The organism is Streptomyces sp. NPDC038135, assembly GCF_055601245.1.
On record NZ_JBVJXS010000002.1, the window covers coordinates 640,147 to 657,399 of the forward strand.

Here is a 17,253-nt window from a genome sequence, read left to right on the forward strand (position 1 = left end):
ATGGCTGCCGACAACCTTTTCGGTCCCGCACGAAACCTTCACAGAGGTGCCTGGTTACGTGACCGGCGGGGAATCTAGTCTTCCGGCGTCATGGACTTCTGCCACCCGTGCCAACGGCACCTCAACGGCGCTTTGGCCTGCCCGGGATGTGGCGCACAGGCCCGGCACCCCGCCCCGCACGCGGACGCGTCCGTCGCGCCCGGGTACGCGGGCGCGTACGGCCAGGAGGCCCACACCGGCGTTCCGGCCGGGCACGCGTACGCCGGTCCGGGCGGGCATCCCGCGGCCTACGCGGCCGAGTACCCCGGCGGTTTCGCCCACCAGGGCGCGGCGCAGGAGGTGCGCATACCGCAGCAGGCCGGCGCCGCCGCGGTCCCGGACGCGTACACGTACGGGGGCGGGACCGGGCATCACGCGGGCGCGGACGGTCAGGCGGTCACGGGCCACCACCCCGAGCACGGCGGCCGGGGCGACGCGTACGACGCCCGCGAGGAGCACGCGGACCACGGCGGCGACCCCGGCCGCGACGGCGACGAGGGCGAGGCCGACGACCGGGACGGGTACGACGACGACCAGGAGGGCTCCGACGAGCCCGTGGGGCGGGCCGCCCGGCGTCAGTCGCGGGGCCGCGGCCGTGGGGGCGCCGCGGGCGGTGAGGCCGCCGGCGGTCCCGCCGTCGCCGACGCCAGCCGCCGGGACCGCAAGGCCGCCGCGCACCGGCGTCGCCGCCGCCGTACGGTGCTGATCGCCTCGGGGTTCGTGCTGGCCGCCGGCGGGCTGAGCCTCGCCGAACTCGGCACCGACGCCCCCTTCGCGCCCTTCTCGGGCGACACGTCGGCGTCGGCCGGGGACACCTCGGCCGACGGCGGCGGCGCCTCCGCGTCGTCCCCCGGCAGCACGGCGGCCCCCGCCCGCGGCGCCTCCGCCGGAACGACGGCGCCGAGCGCCTCGTCGTCCACCGGCCCCTCGGCGTCGGCGTCCGCCTCCGAGTCGCCGAAGGACAAGCCCTCCGAGTCGGCCGCCGCCGGCGACAAGGCGGAGCAGTCCGCCACCTCGGACGCCGGCACGGCGACCGCGGCCCCGCCGGCCCCGCCCTCGTCCCAGCCCAGCGACACCCCGACGGCCGACCCGACGACCTCGGACCCGACGCCCACCCCGTCCCCGACGAAGTCGTGCAACCGGTTCCTGTGGTGGTGCACCTAATGGTGCACCTAGGCCGTGTCCGCAGGGTAGCGACGCACGACCCGGGACCGGGGAAACCGGTCCGCGCCCGGCACGGTTGAGTCGAACGGGTGCCCCTCGCCGTACCGATCCGGGGAACGCCCGGTGCCGGAGCGGGCGCGAACCAGAGGGAGCGACGCGCGAGCGGCTCGGTCGAGGAGGGCGCATGACGCAGGCAACCCCCGTGCACGGCACGGTCGCCGAGGGCTACGAAGCGGTGCGCGAGGAGTTCGCCGCCTTCGTGGCGGAGGAACGGGACGACTACGAGGGCCAGTTGTGCGCGTACGTGCACGGCCGGCGGGTCGTCGACCTGTGGGCCGGCGAGGGCGCCGACGGGGACTCGCTGTACGGCGTGTTCTCGTCCACCAAGGGCGCCGCGCACCTCGTCGTCGCCCTGCTGGTGCAGGACGGCACGCTGGAGCTGGACCGCAGGGTCACGTACTACTGGCCGGAGTTCGGGGCCGAGGACAAGGGCGCGCTGACCCTGCGCGAACTGCTCGCGCACCGGGCCGGCCTGATCGGCACCGACACCGGGTTCAGCGCGGCCGAGCTGGCCGACGACCGGGCGCTGGCCGAACGCCTCGCCGACCAGCGGCCGTTCTGGCGGCCGGGCACGGCCTTCGGCTACCACGCCCTGGTGATCGGCGCGCTCACCGGCGAGATCGTCCGCCGCGCCACCGGGCGTACGCTCCAGGAGGTGTACGAGGAGCGGGTGCGGGTCCCGTGGGGACTGGACTTCCACCTGGGCCTGCCGGCCGCCCGCGAGAGCCGCTTCCGCACCACCGCGCCGATGCTGCCCACGCCCGGGCAGCAGGCGCTGCTCGACGCGCTGCCGAGCGGCCCGCACACCCTCGCCTCGATCGCCTTCAACCGCCACGCGCCGGAGCCGACCGACCTGGAGTCGCTGCCGAACGAGCGCGCGGTCCGGGCCCGGGGCCCGGCGTCGGTGGGCGGCGTCGCCTCGGCGCGCGGCCTGGCCGGGATGTACGCGGCGATGATCAGCGAGACCGGCGGCAGGGCGCCGCTGCTGAAGCAGGACACGGTCGCGGAGTTCGGGCAGCCGCACTCCGTCGGGTACGACCTGGTGGTCCGGGCCCACAGGTCCTACGGCCTGGGCTTCCAGGCCACGGCCGACACCTGGCACCCTTTCCTGGGCGCCGGCGCGATCGGTCACAGCGGCGCCGCCGGCTGCCAGGCCTTCGCCGACCCCCGCAGCGGTCTCGCCTACGGCTACACCAGGCGCCGGTTCGCCTTCCCGGGCGGCTCCGCGCCGGAGAACGGGCGGCTGGCGGTGGCGGTGCACCGGGCGGCGCTGGCGAGCGGCTGACGCCGTGCGGGGCGGCGGCCGCATCCCACGTCCAAGGATGCGGCCGCCGCCCTGCGCAACGACCGTTACCGGGCCAGCGTCACGGTGACGTCGCCGCGCGTCGCCTTCGAGTACGGGCACACCTGGTGCGCCTTCTCGAGCAGCGCCCGCGCGGTGGCCTCGTCGGCGTTCGGGATGTCCGCGGAGATCTCCACGATGATCCCGAAGCCGTCCTCGTTCCGGCCGATCCCCACCTTGGCGGTGACGGTCGAGCCGGAGACGTCGGCGCCCTCCTGTCGGGCGACCACGCCGAGCGCGCCCTGGAAGCAGGCGCTGTAGCCGGCGGCGAACAACTGCTCCGGGTTGGTGCCGGCGCCGCTGCCGCCCATCTCCTTCGGCGGGTTCACGACGACGTCGAGCCTGCCGTCGTCGGTGGCGACGCGGCCGTCGCGGCCGTTCTCGGCGGTGGCGACGGCCGTGTACAGGACGTCGGACTGCTGTATGGGCATGGCGGTGTCTTCCTCCTCGGTCCGCCGCGACTCGCGCCCACGATCGACGGCGGATTTCGGAATGAAGCTACCGCATGCCGGAAAGTCCGGGCCAGGTCAGAGCTTGACGATCATCTTCCCGGTGTTGTCGCCGCGCAGGACCCCGAGGAACGCCTCCAGGTTGTTCTCGATGCCCTCGACCACGGTCTCGCGGTACTTCAGCGCGCCCGAGGCGACCCAGGGGCCGACCTCCTGGACGAACTGCGGCTGCAGGTCGTAGTGGTCGCCGACCAGGAAGCCCTCGATGCGGCCGCGGGTCTGGATGAGGCGGGCCAGATTGCGCGGGCCGGGGGCCGGCTCGGTGTTGTTGTAGACGGAGATCATGCCGCAGACGGCGATCCGGCCGCCCAGGTTCAGCGACCCGATCGCGGCCTCCAGGTGCTCGCCGCCGACGTTGTCGAAGTACACGTCGACGCCGTCCGGGGCGGCCGCGCGCAGCTGCTCGCTCACCGGGCCGTCCTTGTAGTTGAAGGCGGCGTCGAAGCCGTACTCCTCCGTCAGCAGCCGGACCTTCTCCGCGGAGCCGGCCGAGCCGATGACCCGCGAGGCGCCCTTCAGCTTCGCGATCTGCCCGACCTGGCTGCCGACCGCGCCCGCCGCGCCGGACACGAAGACGCTGTCGCCCTCCTTGAAGGAGGCGGTGCGCAGCAGACCCGCGTACGCGGTCAGGCCGGTCATGCCGAGCACGCCGAGGTACGTCGACAGCGGAGCGGCTTCGGGGTCGACCTTCACGGCGCTCTTCGCGTCCACGGCCGCGTACTCGCGCCAGCCGCCGAAGTGCAGGACGTGGTCGCCGACCGCGATGCCCTCGGCCTCGGAGGCGACGACCTCGCCGACCGCGCCGCCCTGCATGACCTTGTTCAGCTCGAACGGGGCGGCGTACGACTTGGCCGCCGACATCCGGCCGCGCATGTAGGGGTCCACGGAGAGGTACTCGTTGCGCACCAGCACCTGGCCCTCGCCGGGGGTCGGGACGGGCGTCTCGACCAGGGCGAAGTCCTCGGGCTTCGGCCAGCCGACCGGACGGCTGAGCAGGTGCCACTCGCGGTTGATCATGGGGGGTCGCCTTTCATTTACTTCAGTACCTGAAACAACAATGGGCCTGAATATTTCATGATGTCAAGTAACCGGGTATCCTGGGCGGCATGGCCACACCACCGAATACCCGCCGTCCCGACGAACTGACCATGGAGGTCGTCGAGCTGATCGGGGACGTCGTGGCCCGCTTCTACGCGGACTACGAGGAGGCGGCGGCCGCCCACGCGCTGACCGGCCCCCAAGCGCGCCTGCTCAGCCTGCTGTCGCTGGAGCCGCTGCCGATGCGCAAGCTCGCCCAGCGGCTGAAGTGCGAGCCGTCGAACGTGACCGGGATAGTCGACCGCCTGGAGTCCCGGGGCCTGGCGGAGCGCCGCCCCGACCCCGCGGACCGCCGGGTGAAGCTGGCCGCCGCCACCGACGAGGGCCGCAAGGTCGCCCGGGACCTGCGCGAGGGCCTGCGCTTCGCCCGTGAGCCCCTCGCCGGGCTCTCCGCCGAGGAGCGGCGGTCCCTGCGGGACCTGCTGCGGCGGATGCTGGACGCCTGAGTCCCAGTAAAGTCTTCGCCATGCGCGATCTCGGGGTGGGTTTCGGTTATCTCGTGGCGGGCCAGCGCTGGGTCGCCCGGCACGGCCGCCAGTTCGGCTTCGGCCTGCTGCCGGGCCTGATCACGCTGGTCCTCTACGCGGCGGCGCTGGTCGTGCTCGCCGTGTGGGGCCAGGACGCGGTCGGCTGGGCCACCCCGTTCGCCGACGACTGGGGGAGCCCCTGGCAGGGCCTCTTCCGCGGCTTCCTGACGGTCGTCCTGTTCGCCCTGGGCCTGCTGCTGGCCGTCCTCACCTTCACGGCCCTCACCCTGCTGATCGGCCAGCCCTTCTACGACAGCCTCTCGGAGAAGGTCGACGAGGACGTCTCGCCCGACGGCACGGCGCCCGAGTCGGGCCTGCCGCTCTGGCGCGAGCTGTGGACATCCGCCCGGGACAGCCTCCGGATCCTCGTCCGGGCCCTGCTGTGGGGCGTGCTGCTCTTCGCCGCCGGCTTCCTGCCCGTCGTCGGCCAGACGGTCGTCCCGGTCATCGGCTTCTTCGTCACCGGGTTCTTCCTCACCGAGGAACTGACCGCCATCGCCCTCCAGCGCCGCGGCGTCGAACTGCGCGCCCGCCTCGCCCTGCTCCGCTCCCGCAAGACCCTGGTCTGGGGGTTCGGCACCCCGCTCGGCCTGGCCTTCCTGCTCCCGGTCGTCGCGGTCTTCCTGATGCCGGGCGCGGTGGCCGGCGCCACCCTCCTCGCCCGGGACCTCCTGGACGAGGAGAGCGCCGATCCCGCCCCCGCCGAGACCACCGAACCGATCCCTTCCTGAACCCCGCTCGGCCTGTCGCCGCGCGGGTCGCCGGGCCATACTGCCGGGCGTGAAGACAGCGAAGGCCGTGAATCTCGTCGTGCTCTTCCTCCTCGAACTGGCGGTCCTCGGCGCCGTTCTGTACTCGGGGATCACCTACGGCGGCACGGCCGGCCTCCTCTTCGGCATCTGCGGGACGGGGCTGCTCGCCGAGTCGTGGGGGCTCTTCGCGTCACCGAGGGCGCGGTTCAAGCTCCACGGCACGGCCCGCCTCGTCTTCGAACTGTTCTGGTTCGGCGCGGGGGCGGCCGCGCTGTACGCCGCCGGGGCCCACGCCTGGGCGGCCGTCCTCGCCCTGGTGTGCGTGGCGAGCAAATGCCTGGCCCAGGCCCGGGAGGCGTGACGCGGCGGAGGCCTGGCCGTTTGTGAAGGGTTCGTACGGGATCGCTCCGAGGGCGGTCATCGTGCGCCCCGCAGGGGCCGGGAGGATTAACGTCGGGACCGGGACAAGTCCCCCGTGGGCAGCCCCGGCCCGGAAACCTGACCTCCGGACCGGGGCTCGTCCCCCGTATCAGCGCGCCGAGAAGCCGTACACCGTCTCGGACCGGAACACCTCGCCCGGCCGCAGCACGGTCCCCGGGAACTCCGGGCGGTTGGGGGAGTCGGGGAAGTGCTGGGTCTCCAGGGCGACCCCCTCGCCGGGCGCGAAGGGCGCGGCCAGGTGGTCGGCGGTGTAGAACTGCAGCCCCGGCTCGGTCGTGGCCATGGTGAGCACCCGCCCGGACCCCGGGTCGTACAGCTCGGCCACCTCCTCGGCGGCCTCCGTCACGCCCTTGTCCAGCACGAAGTTGTGGTCGTAGCCGGACCCGACCTCACGGGCCGCGCGGAAGTCGAAGCGGGAGCCGGAGACGTCCCGCAGCTCACCGGTGGGGATCAGGTCCGCGTCCACCGGGGTGTACCGGGAGGCGGCGAGCCGCAGTTCGTGCCCGCCCGTAGGACCGGAGCCGCCGAGGTTCCAGTACGCGTGGTTGGTGAGGTTGAGGACGGTCGGCGCGTCCGTCACGGCCTCGTAGGCGATCCGCAGCGCCCCGGAGCCGTCCAGCGTGTACGTCACGGACACCTCCAGACGGCCCGGGAAGCCCTCCTCGCCGTCCGGGCTCACCCGGCGCAGCCGGACGCCGTCCCCGGCCGGCTCCGCCTCCCACACCCGCTTGTCGAACCCGCGCTCCCCGCCGTGCAGACAGTTCGGCCCGTCGTTCACCGGCAGCGCGTACGCCCGGCCGTCCAGCGCGAAGCGCCCGCCCGCGATCCGGTTGGCGTACCGCCCGACCAGAGCGCCGAGATAGGGCTCCGGATGCTCCAGATAGCCCTCGACCCCGGGGAACCCCAGCACCACGTCGGCCGTACGCCCGTCCCGGTCCGGAACCTCGACCGACTGCACGATCCCGCCGTACGACAGCACCCGCACCCGTACCCCGGCGCGCTCCAGCGTCCAGCGGTGCACCGGTGAGCCGTCGGGAAGTGTGCAGAAAAGTTCGCTCATGTGGGAAACCCTAGTCAGGGTCTCCGCGCGGTGACAGTGCGGTACGCGATCTCCGCAAGCCGCGCCTGGCCGTCGCGGCTCGGATGGAACCAGTCCCAGCGGCTGAGCTGGTCGGTGCCGAAGCGGAAGTCGAACACCGCGTCGTCGTCGAAGCGGCAGCGGCGGTCCTTGGCGCACACGGCCCGCAGCGTCGCGTTGTAGTCCTCCACCCGCTGCTGCACCTTCTCCCGGCGCCGCGTGGCCGCGCCGGACAGGTCGTCGGGCTCGGCCAGCATCGACGGGCAGATGCCCAGCCGCCACACCTGCTTGCCCAGCGGGTTCGTCCGGCCCTGTACCCACAGCCGCAGCAGGTTCGGCACGCTCGCCACGTACACCTGCGTCCGGGGCAGCGCCGTCCGCAGCCTGGCCAGCGACGCCTCGAAGTCCGCCCGGAAGTCCGCCACCGGGGTCATCGCCGACACCGACGCGCGGCAGGCGTCGTTCGCGCCGATCATCACCGTCACCAGCTGGGGCCGCCCGGCGATCGCGCCGGCCATCTGGCCCGGCAGGTCGGACATCCGGGCGCCCGTCACCGCGTAGTTGCGGCTGCGCTCCGCCGCGCCCCGCGCTCCCAGCAGCCGCACCGCCAGGCTGTCGACCGCCGCGTCACTGCCCGTCGCCCACGACACCTCGGGGCAGTCGGAGAGCACCGTGCACGCGTCGAAGCCCCGGGTGATGGAGTCGCCGACCGCGGCGATCGAGTCCGGGCTGCGGTCCCACACCGGCGCCGGCCGGGCCGAGGGCCGGGCGGACGGCGTGCCCGGGGCCTTCTTGCCCTCGGCCCCGCCACCGCCGAAGGCGTCACACCCCGTCAGGGCCAGGACGGCCGCCGTCATCACGGCGACGGCGACCCGCGCCCGGTGGCCTCGCTCGCGCATGTGGCTGCTCCCCTCGCTCGACGGTGCGGTGCTCCCTCCCATGACAACGCGCGAAGGTTCCCGAACCGGGGACCCGGGAACGCCGCACCCCCGTACAAGCGTCCCCCTGGGTGAATGGCACGGGTTTCCTGGCACCGGGACCGACGGTACGTCACACTCCTTGCCCCGCCGCAGGGTAGCCTCGCCATCAACGCGGCCGTCGCGCCTGGGCCGCCCCGCCAGTCCGCAAGATGTCCCGCTCTGCCCGGAGGTTCCGGTGACGACACGTGGAGTTCTGTACGTGCACTCCGCGCCGCGCGCGCTGTGCCCGCACGTCGAGTGGGCCGTCGCCGGGGTGCTCGGCACGCGCGTCAGCCTCGACTGGATCCGGCAGCCCGCGGCCCCCGGCACCTGGCGCTCGGAGTTCTCCTGGCAGGGCGAGGCCGGCACCGCCTCCAAGCTGGCCTCCGCCCTGCGCGGCTGGCACCTGCTGCGCTTCGAGGTCACCGCCGAGCCCTGCGCCACCGCGGAGGGCGAGCGCTACAGCTGCACCCCCGACCTCGGCATCTTCCACGCGGTCACCGGCATACACGGCGACATCCTCATCCCCGAGGACCGGCTGCGCGCGGCGCTGACGCGTTCCCAGCGCGAGGAGACCGACCTGGAGGCGGAGATCGCCAAGCTCCTCGGCAAGCCCTGGGACGACGAACTCGAGCCGTTCCGCTACGCGGGCGAGGGAGCGCCGGTGCGCTGGCTGCACCAGGTGGTCTGAGCCCCTGCGGGACCCGCACACGCACGAAGGAGCCCCCACCGGCCGGTGGGGGCTCCTCACATGTGTTCTCAGACGGTCCGGAAGGCCAGGACCACGTTGTGCCCGCCGAAGCCGAACGAGTCGTTCAGCACGGCGATCCGCCCCTCGGGCAGCTCGCGGGCCTCACCGGTCACCACGTCCGCGTCGACCTCGGGGTCGAGGTTCGACACGTTGATGGTCGGCGGAGCCGTGCGGTTCACCAGCGCCAGGATCGACGCCACGGTCTCGATGCCGCCCGCGCCGCCGAGCAGGTGACCCGTCATCGACTTGGTGGCGGAGATGGCCATGTGGTCGACGTCGTCGCCGAACACCTTGCGCAGCGCCTTGATCTCGGCGACGTCGCCCTGCGGCGTCGACGTGGCGTGCGCGTTCACGTGCACGATCTCGGCCGGCTTCAGGTCCGTGTTGTCGAGCAGGTTCTGCAGCGCCTGCGCGATGCCGTTGCCGGACGGCTCCGGCTGCGTGATGTGGTGGCTGTCGGCGGAGATGCCCTGCCCGACCGCCTCGACGTAGATCCGGGCGCCGCGGGCCTTCGCGTGCTCCTCGGACTCCAGGATGACCACACCGGCGCCCTCGCCGAGCACGAAGCCGTCGCGGCCCGAGTCGTAGGGACGCGAGGCGCCCTCGGGGTCGTCGTTGTTCTTGGACATCGCCATCATGTTGCCGAAGGCGGCGATGGGGAGCGGGTGGATGGCGGCCTCGGTGCCACCGGCCACGACCACGTCCGCACGCCCGGTGCGGATCATCTCGATCGCGTACCCGATGGCCTCCGCGCCGGAGGCGCAGGCCGACACGGGGGTGTGCACACCGGCGCGGGCGCCCAGCTCGATGCCGACGTTGGCCGCCGGGGAGTTGGGCATCAGCATCGGCACGGTGTGCGGGGAGACGCGGCGTACGCCCTTCTCCTTGAGCACGTCGTACTGGTCCAGGAGGGTCGTCACGCCGCCGATGCCGGAGGCGATGACCGCACCGAGACGGTCGGGGTTGACGGACGCGTCCTCACCGGCCTTGGCGGTGAAACCGGCGTCCTTCCAGGCCTCCTGAGCGGCGATCAGCGCGAACTGCGCGGACCGGTCCAGCTTGCGGGCCTGCGGGCGGGGGATGATCTCGCCGGGCTCCACGGCGATCTGCGCGGCGATGCGGACCGGCAGCTCGGCCGCCCACTCCTGCTCGAGCGGGCCGACACCGGACTTGCCGGCGACCAGGGCCTCCCAGAACGAGGCTGCGTCGCCACCCAGCGGTGTGGTTGCGCCGATACCGGTGACGACCACGGTGCGATTGGTCGGGCTCACGGGAATTCTTTCTCCAACGGAAAACGGGATTCTACGGCGCCACCGCCGGGTGGCGGGGCCTAGCAGCCTGACGGCCTAAGGGGTGACTCAGGCCTGGTGCTTGAGGATGTAGTCGGTGGCGTCACCGACGGTCTTGAGGTTCTTGACGTCCTCGTCCGGGATCTTCACGTCGAAGCGCTCCTCGGCGGCGACGACGACCTCGACCATGGACAGCGAGTCGACGTCCAGGTCGTCGGTGAAGGACTTGTCCAGCTGGACGTCCTCGGTGGGGATCCCGGCGATCTCGTTCACGATCTCGGCGAGACCGGCGACGATCTCTTCCTGAGTGGCGGCCATGTCAGGCGCTCCTTCTTCGATAATCCAGACGGTTTGTGGCAGTTGTGCACCGCGCCGGAAGCAAGATCCGGCACGGAGTGCCTAGGGGAGGGTAACGACAGTGGCGGCGTAGACGAGACCCGCCCCGAATCCGATGACGAGCGCGGTGTCGCCGCTCTTCGCCTCCCCGGTGGCCAGGAGCCGCTCCATCGCGAGCGGGATCGAGGCGGCCGAGGTGTTGCCGGTGGTGCGGATGTCACGGGCGACCGTGACGTGCTCCGGCAGCTTCAGCGTCTTCACCATCGAGTCGATGATCCGCACGTTGGCCTGGTGCGGAATGAAGACGTCCAGGTCGTCCGGGCTGATTCCGGCCGCGTCCAGCGCCTGCTGGGCGACCTTCGCCATCTCGAACACGGCCCAGCGGAACACCGCCTGGCCCTCCTGCGTGATCGCAGGGAACTTGACGTTGCCCTCCCTGTCGAGGGGCAGCTCGGCGAGGTCGCCGACCCGGAAGCGGTCCCAGGAGACCGTCTGCTTGATGGTGCCGGCCTTGTCGCCCTCGGAGCCCCACACGGTCGGGCCGATGGCCGGCTCCTGCGAGGGGCCGACGACGACCGCGCCGGCGCCGTCGCCGAACAGGAAGGCCGTGGCGCGGTCCTCCAGGTCGGTGAGGTCGCTGAGCCGCTCCACGCCGATGACGAGCACGTACTCGGCGGAACCCTCCACCACCATGCCCTTGGCGAGGGTCAGGCCGTAGCCGAAGCCCGCGCAGCCGGCCGAGATGTCGAAGGCGGCGGCCTTGTTCGTGCCCAGCTTGTCGGCGATCTCGGTGGCGACGGCCGGGGTCTGGCTGAAGTGCGAGACGGTCGAGACCACCACGGCGCCGATCTGTTCGGCGTCGATGCCGGAGTCGGCGATCGCCTTGCCGGCCGCCTCGACAGACATCGCGGCGACCGTCTCGTCCGGGCCCGCCCAGTGCCGGGTCTCGATGCCGGAGCGCGAACGGATCCACTCGTCGGACGAGTCGATCCTCTCCAGGATCACCTCGTTCGGCACCACACGGGTCGGCCGGTAGCCGCCGACGCCGAGGATGCGCGCGTACGGGGCGCCCTTGCTGGGCTTGATCTTCGACATGGGTCTTGGGCTCCTTGTCAGGCGCTCGCCGCGTCAGCGGCAGGTGTCGCAGTCTCGGCGATGAGCGTGCGGGCCGCGTCGAGGTCGTCGGGGGTCTTCAGGGCGAGCGTGCGCACGCCGGGCAGCGCGCGCTTGGCGAGACCGGTCAGCGTGCCGCCGGGGCACACCTCGATGAGCGCGGTGGCGCCCAGCTCCTTGAACGTCTCCATGCACAGGTCCCAGCGCACCGGGTTGGCGACCTGGCCGACCAGCCGGTCCAGCACCTCGGCGCCGGAGGCGACCTGGCGGCCGTCCTTGTTGGAGACGTAGGGGACCTTCGGGTCGGCGGGCGCCAGCCGCGCCGCGGCCTCGGCCAGCGCCTCCACGGCGGGGGCCATGTGACGCGTGTGGAAGGCGCCGGCCACCTTCAGCGGGACGACCTTGCGGACTCCCTCGGGCTTGTCCTCGGCCAGCGCGGCGAGCTGCTCCAGCGTGCCGGCGGCGACGATCTGGCCCGCGCCGTTGATGTTCGCCGGGGTCAGGCCCAGCTTCTCCAGATGCGCGACGGAGGTCTCGGGGTCGCCGCCGAGCAGCGCCGACATGCCGGTCTCGGTGATCGCGGCGGCCTCGGCCATCGCGAGTCCGCGACGGCGGACGAGGCCGAGCGCCGCGGTGTCGTCCAGGACGCCCGCGAAGGCGGCGGCGGTGATCTCGCCCACGCTGTGGCCGGCGACCGCGCCGGGCGCGATCTCCGCCGTGTCACCCAGTGCCATGGCGGACAGGAGCCCGGCGGCGACCAGCAGCGGCTGCGCCACCGCGGTGTCGCGGATGGCGTCCGCGTCGGCCTGGGTGCCGTAGTGGACCAGGTCGAGGCCGATGGCGTCCGACCACGCGGCGACGCGGTCCGCGGCACCGGGGAGTTCGAGCCAGGGAGTCAGGAAGCCGGGCGTCTGGGCGCCCTGGCCGGGAGCGACGAGTACGAGCACTCTCACACTCTCTCTTGTCGACGGCCGAAGCCGCCCGTGGGGACAGGGACGAAGAACACGTAGGGGTTTTGTGGGCCCCCCACAAAACCCTAGGCCTGGGGTTCACCGTCGGCCAGACGCCCCAGGATCAGGGCGATCCGCAGCGTGAACGCGGATCGTACATCCGAGGGCGACCATCCGGTGACGTCTGTCACACGTCGGAGCCGGTAGCGCACGGTGTTCGGGTGAACGAACAGCATCCTGGCCGCGCCCTCCAGGCTGCTCGCCTGCTCCAGGTAGACACTCAGGGTCTCCAGCAGTGCCGAGCCCGCTTCCTCCAGTGGTCTGTAGATCTCCTCCACCAGCTGCTCGCGCGCGCCCGGATCGCCGGCGATGGCGCGCTCCGGCAGAAGATCGTCCGCCAGGACCGGCCGCGGCGCGTCCTGCCAGGCGAAACACGCCTTCAGCCCCGCCGCCGCGGCCTGCGCGGACCGGGTGGCGGCCAGCAGGTCGGGCACGACGGGCCCGGCGACGACCGGCCCGGCGGCGTACGGCCCGATCAGCGACTTGGCCACGCCGAGCGGATTGGGGCTGCCGCCGGCGATCACCACGAGCCGGTCCCCGAGCACGCCCGTGAGCACCTGCAGCTTGGCGTGGCGGGCGGCGCGCCGTATGGCCTCGACGGTCAGCTCGCTGTCCCCGTCGGGCGCGGTGCCGAGCACGACGCACACGTGGTCGGGGGAGTTCCAGCCGAGCGCGGCGGCCCGGCTGACGGCGCCCTCGTCGGCCTCGCCGCTGAGCACGGCGTTGACGACCAGCGACTCCAGCCGCGCGTCCCAGGCACCGCGTGCCTCGGCGGCCTGGGCGTACACCTGGGCGGTGGCGAACGCGATCTCGCGGGCGTAGACGAGCAGCGCCTCGCGCAGCACGCTCTCGTCCCCGGGGGCCGCCACCTCGTCGATGGCGGACTCCATCACCTCGATGGTGGTCCGCACCATCTCCACGGTCTGCCGCAGCGTGATGGCCCGGGTCAGCTCGCGGGGCGCGGTCCCGAAGACGTCCGTGGAGATGGCCTGCGGCGCGTCCGGGTGCCGGAACCACTCGGTGAACGCGGCGATGCCCGCCTGTGCCACGAGCCCGATCCAGGAACGGTTCTCCGGCGGCATGGCCCGGTACCACGGCAGGGTCTCGTCCATGCGCGCGATGGCCTGCGCGGCGAGATTCCCGGAGGACTTCTCCAGCCGTTTCAGGGTCGCGGAGTGCGGGTGGACGGCGTGCGCTGCGGGTCCGCCGCTGCGGGTTACGGGTTCGGGCACGGGGACAAGACTGCCTTATCGGGACGGGACCATGCGTCGGCGGGGTGCCGCGCGCGGTCTACGGTGGTGCCTGTGATGGACGTACGGCGCGCCGCCGAGCGCTACCGCGGAGGGGACGAGGGGGCCGGGATCGCCACCCGCCACGCCTTCTCCTTCGGCCCGCACTACGACCCGGACAACCTGCGCTTCGGCGCGGTGATCGCCTGCAACGAGGAGCGGCTCGCCCCCGGCGCCGGCTTCGACGAGCACCCGCACAGCCACACCGAGATCGTGACGTGGGTGGTCGAGGGCGAACTGACCCACCGTGACTCCACGGGCCATGAGACGAAGGTACGCCCCGGCGACGTCCAGCACCTCGCCGCCGCGGCGGGCGTCCGGCACGTGGAACGCAACGACGGCCCGCTGCCGCTGACCTTCCTCCAGATGTGGCTGGCCCCGCTGGAGCCGGGCGGCGACCCGTCCTACGACGTCGTCCGCGGCATCGCCGACTCCACCCCGTACGCCCTCCCGGCCGCCGGCGCGATGCTCCACGTCCGCCGCCTGAAGGCGGGGGAGCGGACGGCGGTCCCGGACGCGCCCCGGGTGTACGTCCACGTGGTCCGGGGCGAGATCACGCTGGCGGAGGAAGGGCTGGGCGCGGGCGACTCGGCCCGGATCACCGACGCCGGGGAACTGGACGCCGTCGCGACCACGGCGGCGGAACTGCTGCTGTGGGAGATGCCCTGACCGCCGCCGGTCGAGGGCATGCGGAACGCCCCCGGCCGGCTCCGGCGGAACTCAGCCCCGCAGGTCCGCCAGCACCGCGTCCGTGAACACCGGCCAGACCTCCGCGGCCCAGGGCCCGAAGGCGCGGTCGGTGAGGGCCACGCAGGCCGCCTCCGCGTCCGGGTCGATCCACAGGAACGTACCGGACTGCCCGAAGTGCCCGAAGGTCCGAGGGGACGAGGAACCACCCGTCCAGTGCGGCGACTTGGAGTCCCGGATCTCGAAGCCGAGCCCCCAGTCGTTGGGGTTCTGGTGACCGTAGCCGGGCAGCACGCCCTTCGTGCCCGGGTACTGCACCGTCATCGCCTCGGCGACGGTGCGCGGGTCCAGCAGTCGCGGCGCCTGGATCTCGGCGGCGAACCGCAGCAGGTCCGCGACCGTGGACACGCCGTCCTTCGCCGGGGAGCCGTCCAGAGCCGTCGACGTCATCCCCAGCGGCTCCAGCACCGCCTGCCGCAGGTACTCGGCGAACGGGATCTCCGTCGCCTCGGCGACATGGTCGCCGAGCTGCTCGAACCCCGCGTTGGAGTAGAGCCGCCGCTCCCCGGGCGGAGCCGTCACCCGGTGCTCGTCGAAGGCCAGCCCGGAGGTGTGCGCGAGCAGATGGCGGACCGTGGCGCCGGGCGGGCCGGCCGGCTCGTCCAGCTCGATCGCGCCCTCCTCGTAGGCGACGAGCACGGCGTAGGCCGCCAGCGGCTTGGTGACCGAGGCGAGGGGGAACCGCTGCCCGGCCGGGCCGCGGGTGCCCACGACCGTGCCGTCCGCGCGGACCACGCCCGCCGCGGCGGTGGGGACCGGCCAGTTCTCGATCGACGCCAGGCTGTTCAACGACATGGGGCCGAGCCTATGCGCTCAGAGCCACAGCTCCAGCAACGGGTCGGGCTTGGGCCGGAAGCCGAGCGAGGCGTACAGCGGCGCGCCCGCCGAGGACGTGGTGAGCTGCACCCGGTCGGCGCCGCGCTCACGGAACCAGCCGAGGAGCGCGTCCATGCACGCGCGCGCGTAGCCGCGTCGGCGGGCGTCCGGGTCGGTGGCGACGCTGAAGACGTACCCGACGGTGCCGAGCGGGTTGGCCGCCCGGCCGATCCGGTAGTCCAGCGTGCCCGCCACCAGCGCGGCCAGCGCCCCCGGCCGCTCCGGATGGTCCACGACGAAGGCCGCGAATTCCCCCTCCGGCTCCGCGAGCCTCGCCCGCAGCACGGGCAGGGACTCGGCGTGCCAGTCGGTGGACCGGTCGGCGTGGGCCATCGAGTCGATCATGACCTGGCGCAGCCGCAGCACTTCCGCTGCGTCCTCGGGCTCGGCCCGGCGTACGAGACTCATGCCGCGCACGCTAGCCACCGCACCCCCGGCCCGTCGCGCCGTTTTCCCCACACCCCTTTCTCACCGGAGCCGCTTGCCTTGAGTGCACTCCAAGGCCATAGCGTTGGGGGCATGACGGTGATGCAGACCACGCCGGCGGCCGCCGGGCGGGCAACCCCCGCCGACATCTGCGCCGCCCCGCCCCGGCGCCACCCCCGCCCCGAGGGCGAGGACCACTACACGATCAGCGAGGTCGTCGCCTTCACCGGTCTGACCGCGCACACGCTGCGCTGGTACGAGCGGATCGGCCTGATGCCGCACGTCGACCGCTCGCACACCGGCCAGCGCCGCTACAGCAACCGGGACCTGGACTGGCTGGAGTTCGTGAACAAGCTCCGGCTGACCGGCATGCCGGTGGCCGACATGGTCCGCTACGCGGAGCTGGTGCGGGAGGGCGAGAGCACCTACGCCGAACGCCAGGAACTGCTCGAGTCGACCCGCCGGGACGTGCTGGCCCGGATCGCGGAACTCCACGACACCCTGGCGGTCCTGGACCGCAAGATCAGCTTCTACGCCACCGAGCGCTGAGTCCCCGCCCGCGCGGGACCGCTACAGCTCCGCCAGCAACTCGGCCTTCTTCGAGGTGAACTCCTCGTCGGTGACCAGCCCGGCGCTGTGCAGTTCGCCAAGATGCCGGATGCGCTCGGCGATGTCGGCCGGGTCCCGCCGGGCCGGCACCGGCGCCACCGGCACCGGTCCGCGGGTCCGCAGCGCCGCGAGGACGGCCGCGGCGAACGGCAGGGACTCGTGCACCGGTCCGTACCCGAGACCGAAGACGACGGCCGCCGGATCCTGGTCGGGCTGCGCGGGACGGGTGGAACCGCCCTCGCGGGGTACCAGGCGCAGATGCCCCTCGAAGACCTCCGGCGAGCGCCACTCCACCGCGCTGAGGCTGGAGACCGGCCAACTCTGGTCCCCTGCCTTCCACTTCGCCGAGGACGCACCCGTCCAGGACCAGCGGAACCGCACGGTGGTCCCGTCGAAGGTCGCCTTGCCGTCGTACGCCTTGAACTGCAGCGGGGCCTCGGGGGCGGCCACCAGCCAGCGCTCGGCGGGTTCCGGCCCGTTCCCGGCCAGCAGCGGCTTCAGTTCGTCGGCGTAGTACTCGGCGAGGGTCGCCCGCTCGGCCGGCAGCACCAGCCGGTAGGGGTCGGAGCCCTCCCGCAGTTGCCCGGCCGCCGCGTCCATCAGCGGATCGGCGCCGGGGCGCGGCCGCAGCCGCAGTACGACGGAGCCGCGCTTGCCGGGGGTGAGGGTCACCTCCTCGACCGCGGCCAGCGGAACGCGCCGCTCGCCCAGCGCCTGGAACAGTCTGGGTGTCCGGATCCCCCGTTCGTAACGGATGAGCACGGAGTCGGACTCGAACTCCCATACGGCATGAAAACCCGCCAGTACGTCACCCATGCGGCTCATCGTATGCGGCACG

The 17,253-nt window shown here is 72.9% G+C and carries 20 protein-coding genes; 8 read left to right on the top strand and 12 right to left on the bottom strand.

Features of this window, described 5'->3' with window-relative positions; translation table 11 throughout:
* The first annotated feature begins 90 nt into the window (after positions 1-90).
* Together ACZ7JA_RS07175 and ACZ7JA_RS07180 are read left to right on the top strand one after the other, a co-directional pair.
* Positions 91-1,203 carry an SCO2400 family protein gene (locus ACZ7JA_RS07175; RefSeq protein ID WP_470807564.1) on the top strand — a complete coding sequence of 371 codons (1,113 nt, stop codon included), beginning with the start codon at positions 91-93 and terminating at the stop codon, positions 1,201-1,203.
* A 184-nt stretch (positions 1,204-1,387) separates the two neighbouring features.
* Positions 1,388-2,548, top strand: coding sequence for a serine hydrolase domain-containing protein (locus tag ACZ7JA_RS07180; protein ID WP_351659773.1), 1,161 nt, complete (start codon positions 1,388-1,390; stop codon positions 2,546-2,548).
* Positions 2,549-2,613: 65 nt separating this feature from the next.
* Here ACZ7JA_RS07180 and ACZ7JA_RS07185 read toward each other — a convergent pair whose 3' ends face one another.
* Both ACZ7JA_RS07185 and ACZ7JA_RS07190 read right to left on the bottom strand, forming a co-directional pair.
* Positions 2,614-3,036 carry an organic hydroperoxide resistance protein gene (locus ACZ7JA_RS07185; protein WP_351659776.1) on the bottom strand — a complete coding sequence of 141 codons (423 nt, stop codon included), beginning with the start codon at positions 3,034-3,036 and terminating at the stop codon, positions 2,614-2,616.
* 96 nt (positions 3,037-3,132) lie between these two features.
* The gene (locus tag ACZ7JA_RS07190) at positions 3,133-4,131 is read right to left on the bottom strand and encodes an NADP-dependent oxidoreductase (RefSeq protein WP_351659779.1); all 999 of its coding nucleotides are present in this window, start codon (positions 4,129-4,131) and stop codon (positions 3,133-3,135) included.
* Positions 4,132-4,220: 89 nt separating this feature from the next.
* Between ACZ7JA_RS07190 and ACZ7JA_RS07195 the strand changes: the two genes are divergently transcribed.
* Genes ACZ7JA_RS07195 through ACZ7JA_RS07205 form a run of 3 tightly spaced genes read left to right on the top strand, consistent with a single transcriptional unit; the run spans position 4,221 to position 5,852 of the window.
* Positions 4,221-4,658 carry a MarR family transcriptional regulator gene (locus ACZ7JA_RS07195; protein ID WP_351659782.1) on the top strand — a complete coding sequence of 146 codons (438 nt, stop codon included), beginning with the start codon at positions 4,221-4,223 and terminating at the stop codon, positions 4,656-4,658.
* A 20-nt stretch (positions 4,659-4,678) separates the two neighbouring features.
* Positions 4,679-5,470, top strand: coding sequence for an EI24 domain-containing protein (locus tag ACZ7JA_RS07200; protein ID WP_351659785.1), 792 nt, complete (start codon positions 4,679-4,681; stop codon positions 5,468-5,470).
* 49 nt (positions 5,471-5,519) lie between these two features.
* Entirely contained in the window at positions 5,520-5,852 is a 333-nt protein-coding gene (locus ACZ7JA_RS07205; RefSeq protein ID WP_389299756.1) for a YrdB family protein, read from the top strand.
* 168 nt (positions 5,853-6,020) lie between these two features.
* On the opposite strand, the gene ACZ7JA_RS07210 is transcribed toward ACZ7JA_RS07205, so the two are convergent.
* Positions 6,021-6,992 (bottom strand): aldose epimerase family protein, encoded by a 972-nt coding sequence (locus tag ACZ7JA_RS07210; RefSeq protein WP_470807572.1) that lies wholly within the window; start codon positions 6,990-6,992, stop codon positions 6,021-6,023.
* Between the two features lie 14 nt (positions 6,993-7,006).
* Entirely contained in the window at positions 7,007-7,909 is a 903-nt protein-coding gene (locus ACZ7JA_RS07215; RefSeq protein WP_389446858.1) for an SGNH/GDSL hydrolase family protein, read from the bottom strand.
* Between the two features lie 256 nt (positions 7,910-8,165).
* Here ACZ7JA_RS07215 and ACZ7JA_RS07220 point away from each other — a divergent pair, with 256 nt between their 5' ends.
* Positions 8,166-8,660, top strand: coding sequence for a DUF3145 domain-containing protein (locus ACZ7JA_RS07220; RefSeq protein ID WP_351659796.1), 495 nt, complete (start codon positions 8,166-8,168; stop codon positions 8,658-8,660).
* A 68-nt stretch (positions 8,661-8,728) separates the two neighbouring features.
* Here ACZ7JA_RS07220 and fabF read toward each other — a convergent pair whose 3' ends face one another.
* The 5 genes from fabF to ACZ7JA_RS07245 all read right to left on the bottom strand — a co-directional run bounded on the left by fabF (position 8,729) and on the right by ACZ7JA_RS07245 (position 13,700).
* On the bottom strand, positions 8,729-9,991 hold the full coding sequence (gene fabF / locus ACZ7JA_RS07225) for a beta-ketoacyl-ACP synthase II (protein ID WP_351659799.1): 1,263 nt from the start codon (positions 9,989-9,991) through the stop codon (positions 8,729-8,731).
* An 87-nt stretch (positions 9,992-10,078) separates the two neighbouring features.
* Positions 10,079-10,327, bottom strand: a complete 249-nt coding sequence (locus tag ACZ7JA_RS07230) for an acyl carrier protein (RefSeq protein WP_018545314.1) — start codon at positions 10,325-10,327, stop codon at positions 10,079-10,081.
* Positions 10,328-10,408: 81 nt separating this feature from the next.
* A complete protein-coding gene (locus tag ACZ7JA_RS07235; protein WP_351659802.1) occupies positions 10,409-11,440 on the bottom strand; it encodes a ketoacyl-ACP synthase III in 1,032 nt (343 codons plus the stop codon).
* Positions 11,441-11,457: 17 nt separating this feature from the next.
* Positions 11,458-12,405: an ACP S-malonyltransferase gene (locus tag ACZ7JA_RS07240; protein WP_351659805.1), complete on the bottom strand. Its 948-nt coding sequence runs from the start codon at positions 12,403-12,405 to the stop codon at positions 11,458-11,460.
* Positions 12,406-12,494: 89 nt separating this feature from the next.
* Complete coding sequence (locus tag ACZ7JA_RS07245) at positions 12,495-13,700, bottom strand: PucR family transcriptional regulator (RefSeq protein WP_351659808.1); 1,206 nt, start codon at positions 13,698-13,700, stop codon at positions 12,495-12,497.
* A 75-nt stretch (positions 13,701-13,775) separates the two neighbouring features.
* On the opposite strand from ACZ7JA_RS07245, the gene ACZ7JA_RS07250 reads away from it, so the two are divergent.
* On the top strand, positions 13,776-14,426 hold the full coding sequence (locus ACZ7JA_RS07250) for a pirin family protein (protein WP_450750349.1): 651 nt from the start codon (positions 13,776-13,778) through the stop codon (positions 14,424-14,426).
* Positions 14,427-14,477: 51 nt separating this feature from the next.
* Here ACZ7JA_RS07250 and ACZ7JA_RS07255 read toward each other — a convergent pair whose 3' ends face one another.
* Together ACZ7JA_RS07255 and ACZ7JA_RS07260 are read right to left on the bottom strand one after the other, a co-directional pair.
* Positions 14,478-15,299, bottom strand: a complete 822-nt coding sequence (locus ACZ7JA_RS07255; protein ID WP_450742816.1) for a serine hydrolase domain-containing protein — start codon at positions 15,297-15,299, stop codon at positions 14,478-14,480.
* 18 nt (positions 15,300-15,317) lie between these two features.
* The gene (locus ACZ7JA_RS07260) at positions 15,318-15,788 is read right to left on the bottom strand and encodes a GNAT family N-acetyltransferase (RefSeq protein ID WP_351659816.1); all 471 of its coding nucleotides are present in this window, start codon (positions 15,786-15,788) and stop codon (positions 15,318-15,320) included.
* A 111-nt stretch (positions 15,789-15,899) separates the two neighbouring features.
* On the opposite strand from ACZ7JA_RS07260, the gene ACZ7JA_RS07265 reads away from it, so the two are divergent.
* Positions 15,900-16,355 (top strand): MerR family transcriptional regulator, encoded by a 456-nt coding sequence (locus ACZ7JA_RS07265; protein ID WP_389299770.1) that lies wholly within the window; start codon positions 15,900-15,902, stop codon positions 16,353-16,355.
* A 21-nt stretch (positions 16,356-16,376) separates the two neighbouring features.
* On the opposite strand, the gene ACZ7JA_RS07270 is transcribed toward ACZ7JA_RS07265, so the two are convergent.
* The gene (locus tag ACZ7JA_RS07270) at positions 16,377-17,231 is read right to left on the bottom strand and encodes a DUF4429 domain-containing protein (RefSeq protein ID WP_351659821.1); all 855 of its coding nucleotides are present in this window, start codon (positions 17,229-17,231) and stop codon (positions 16,377-16,379) included.
* Between the last annotated feature and the right edge of the window lie 22 nt (positions 17,232-17,253).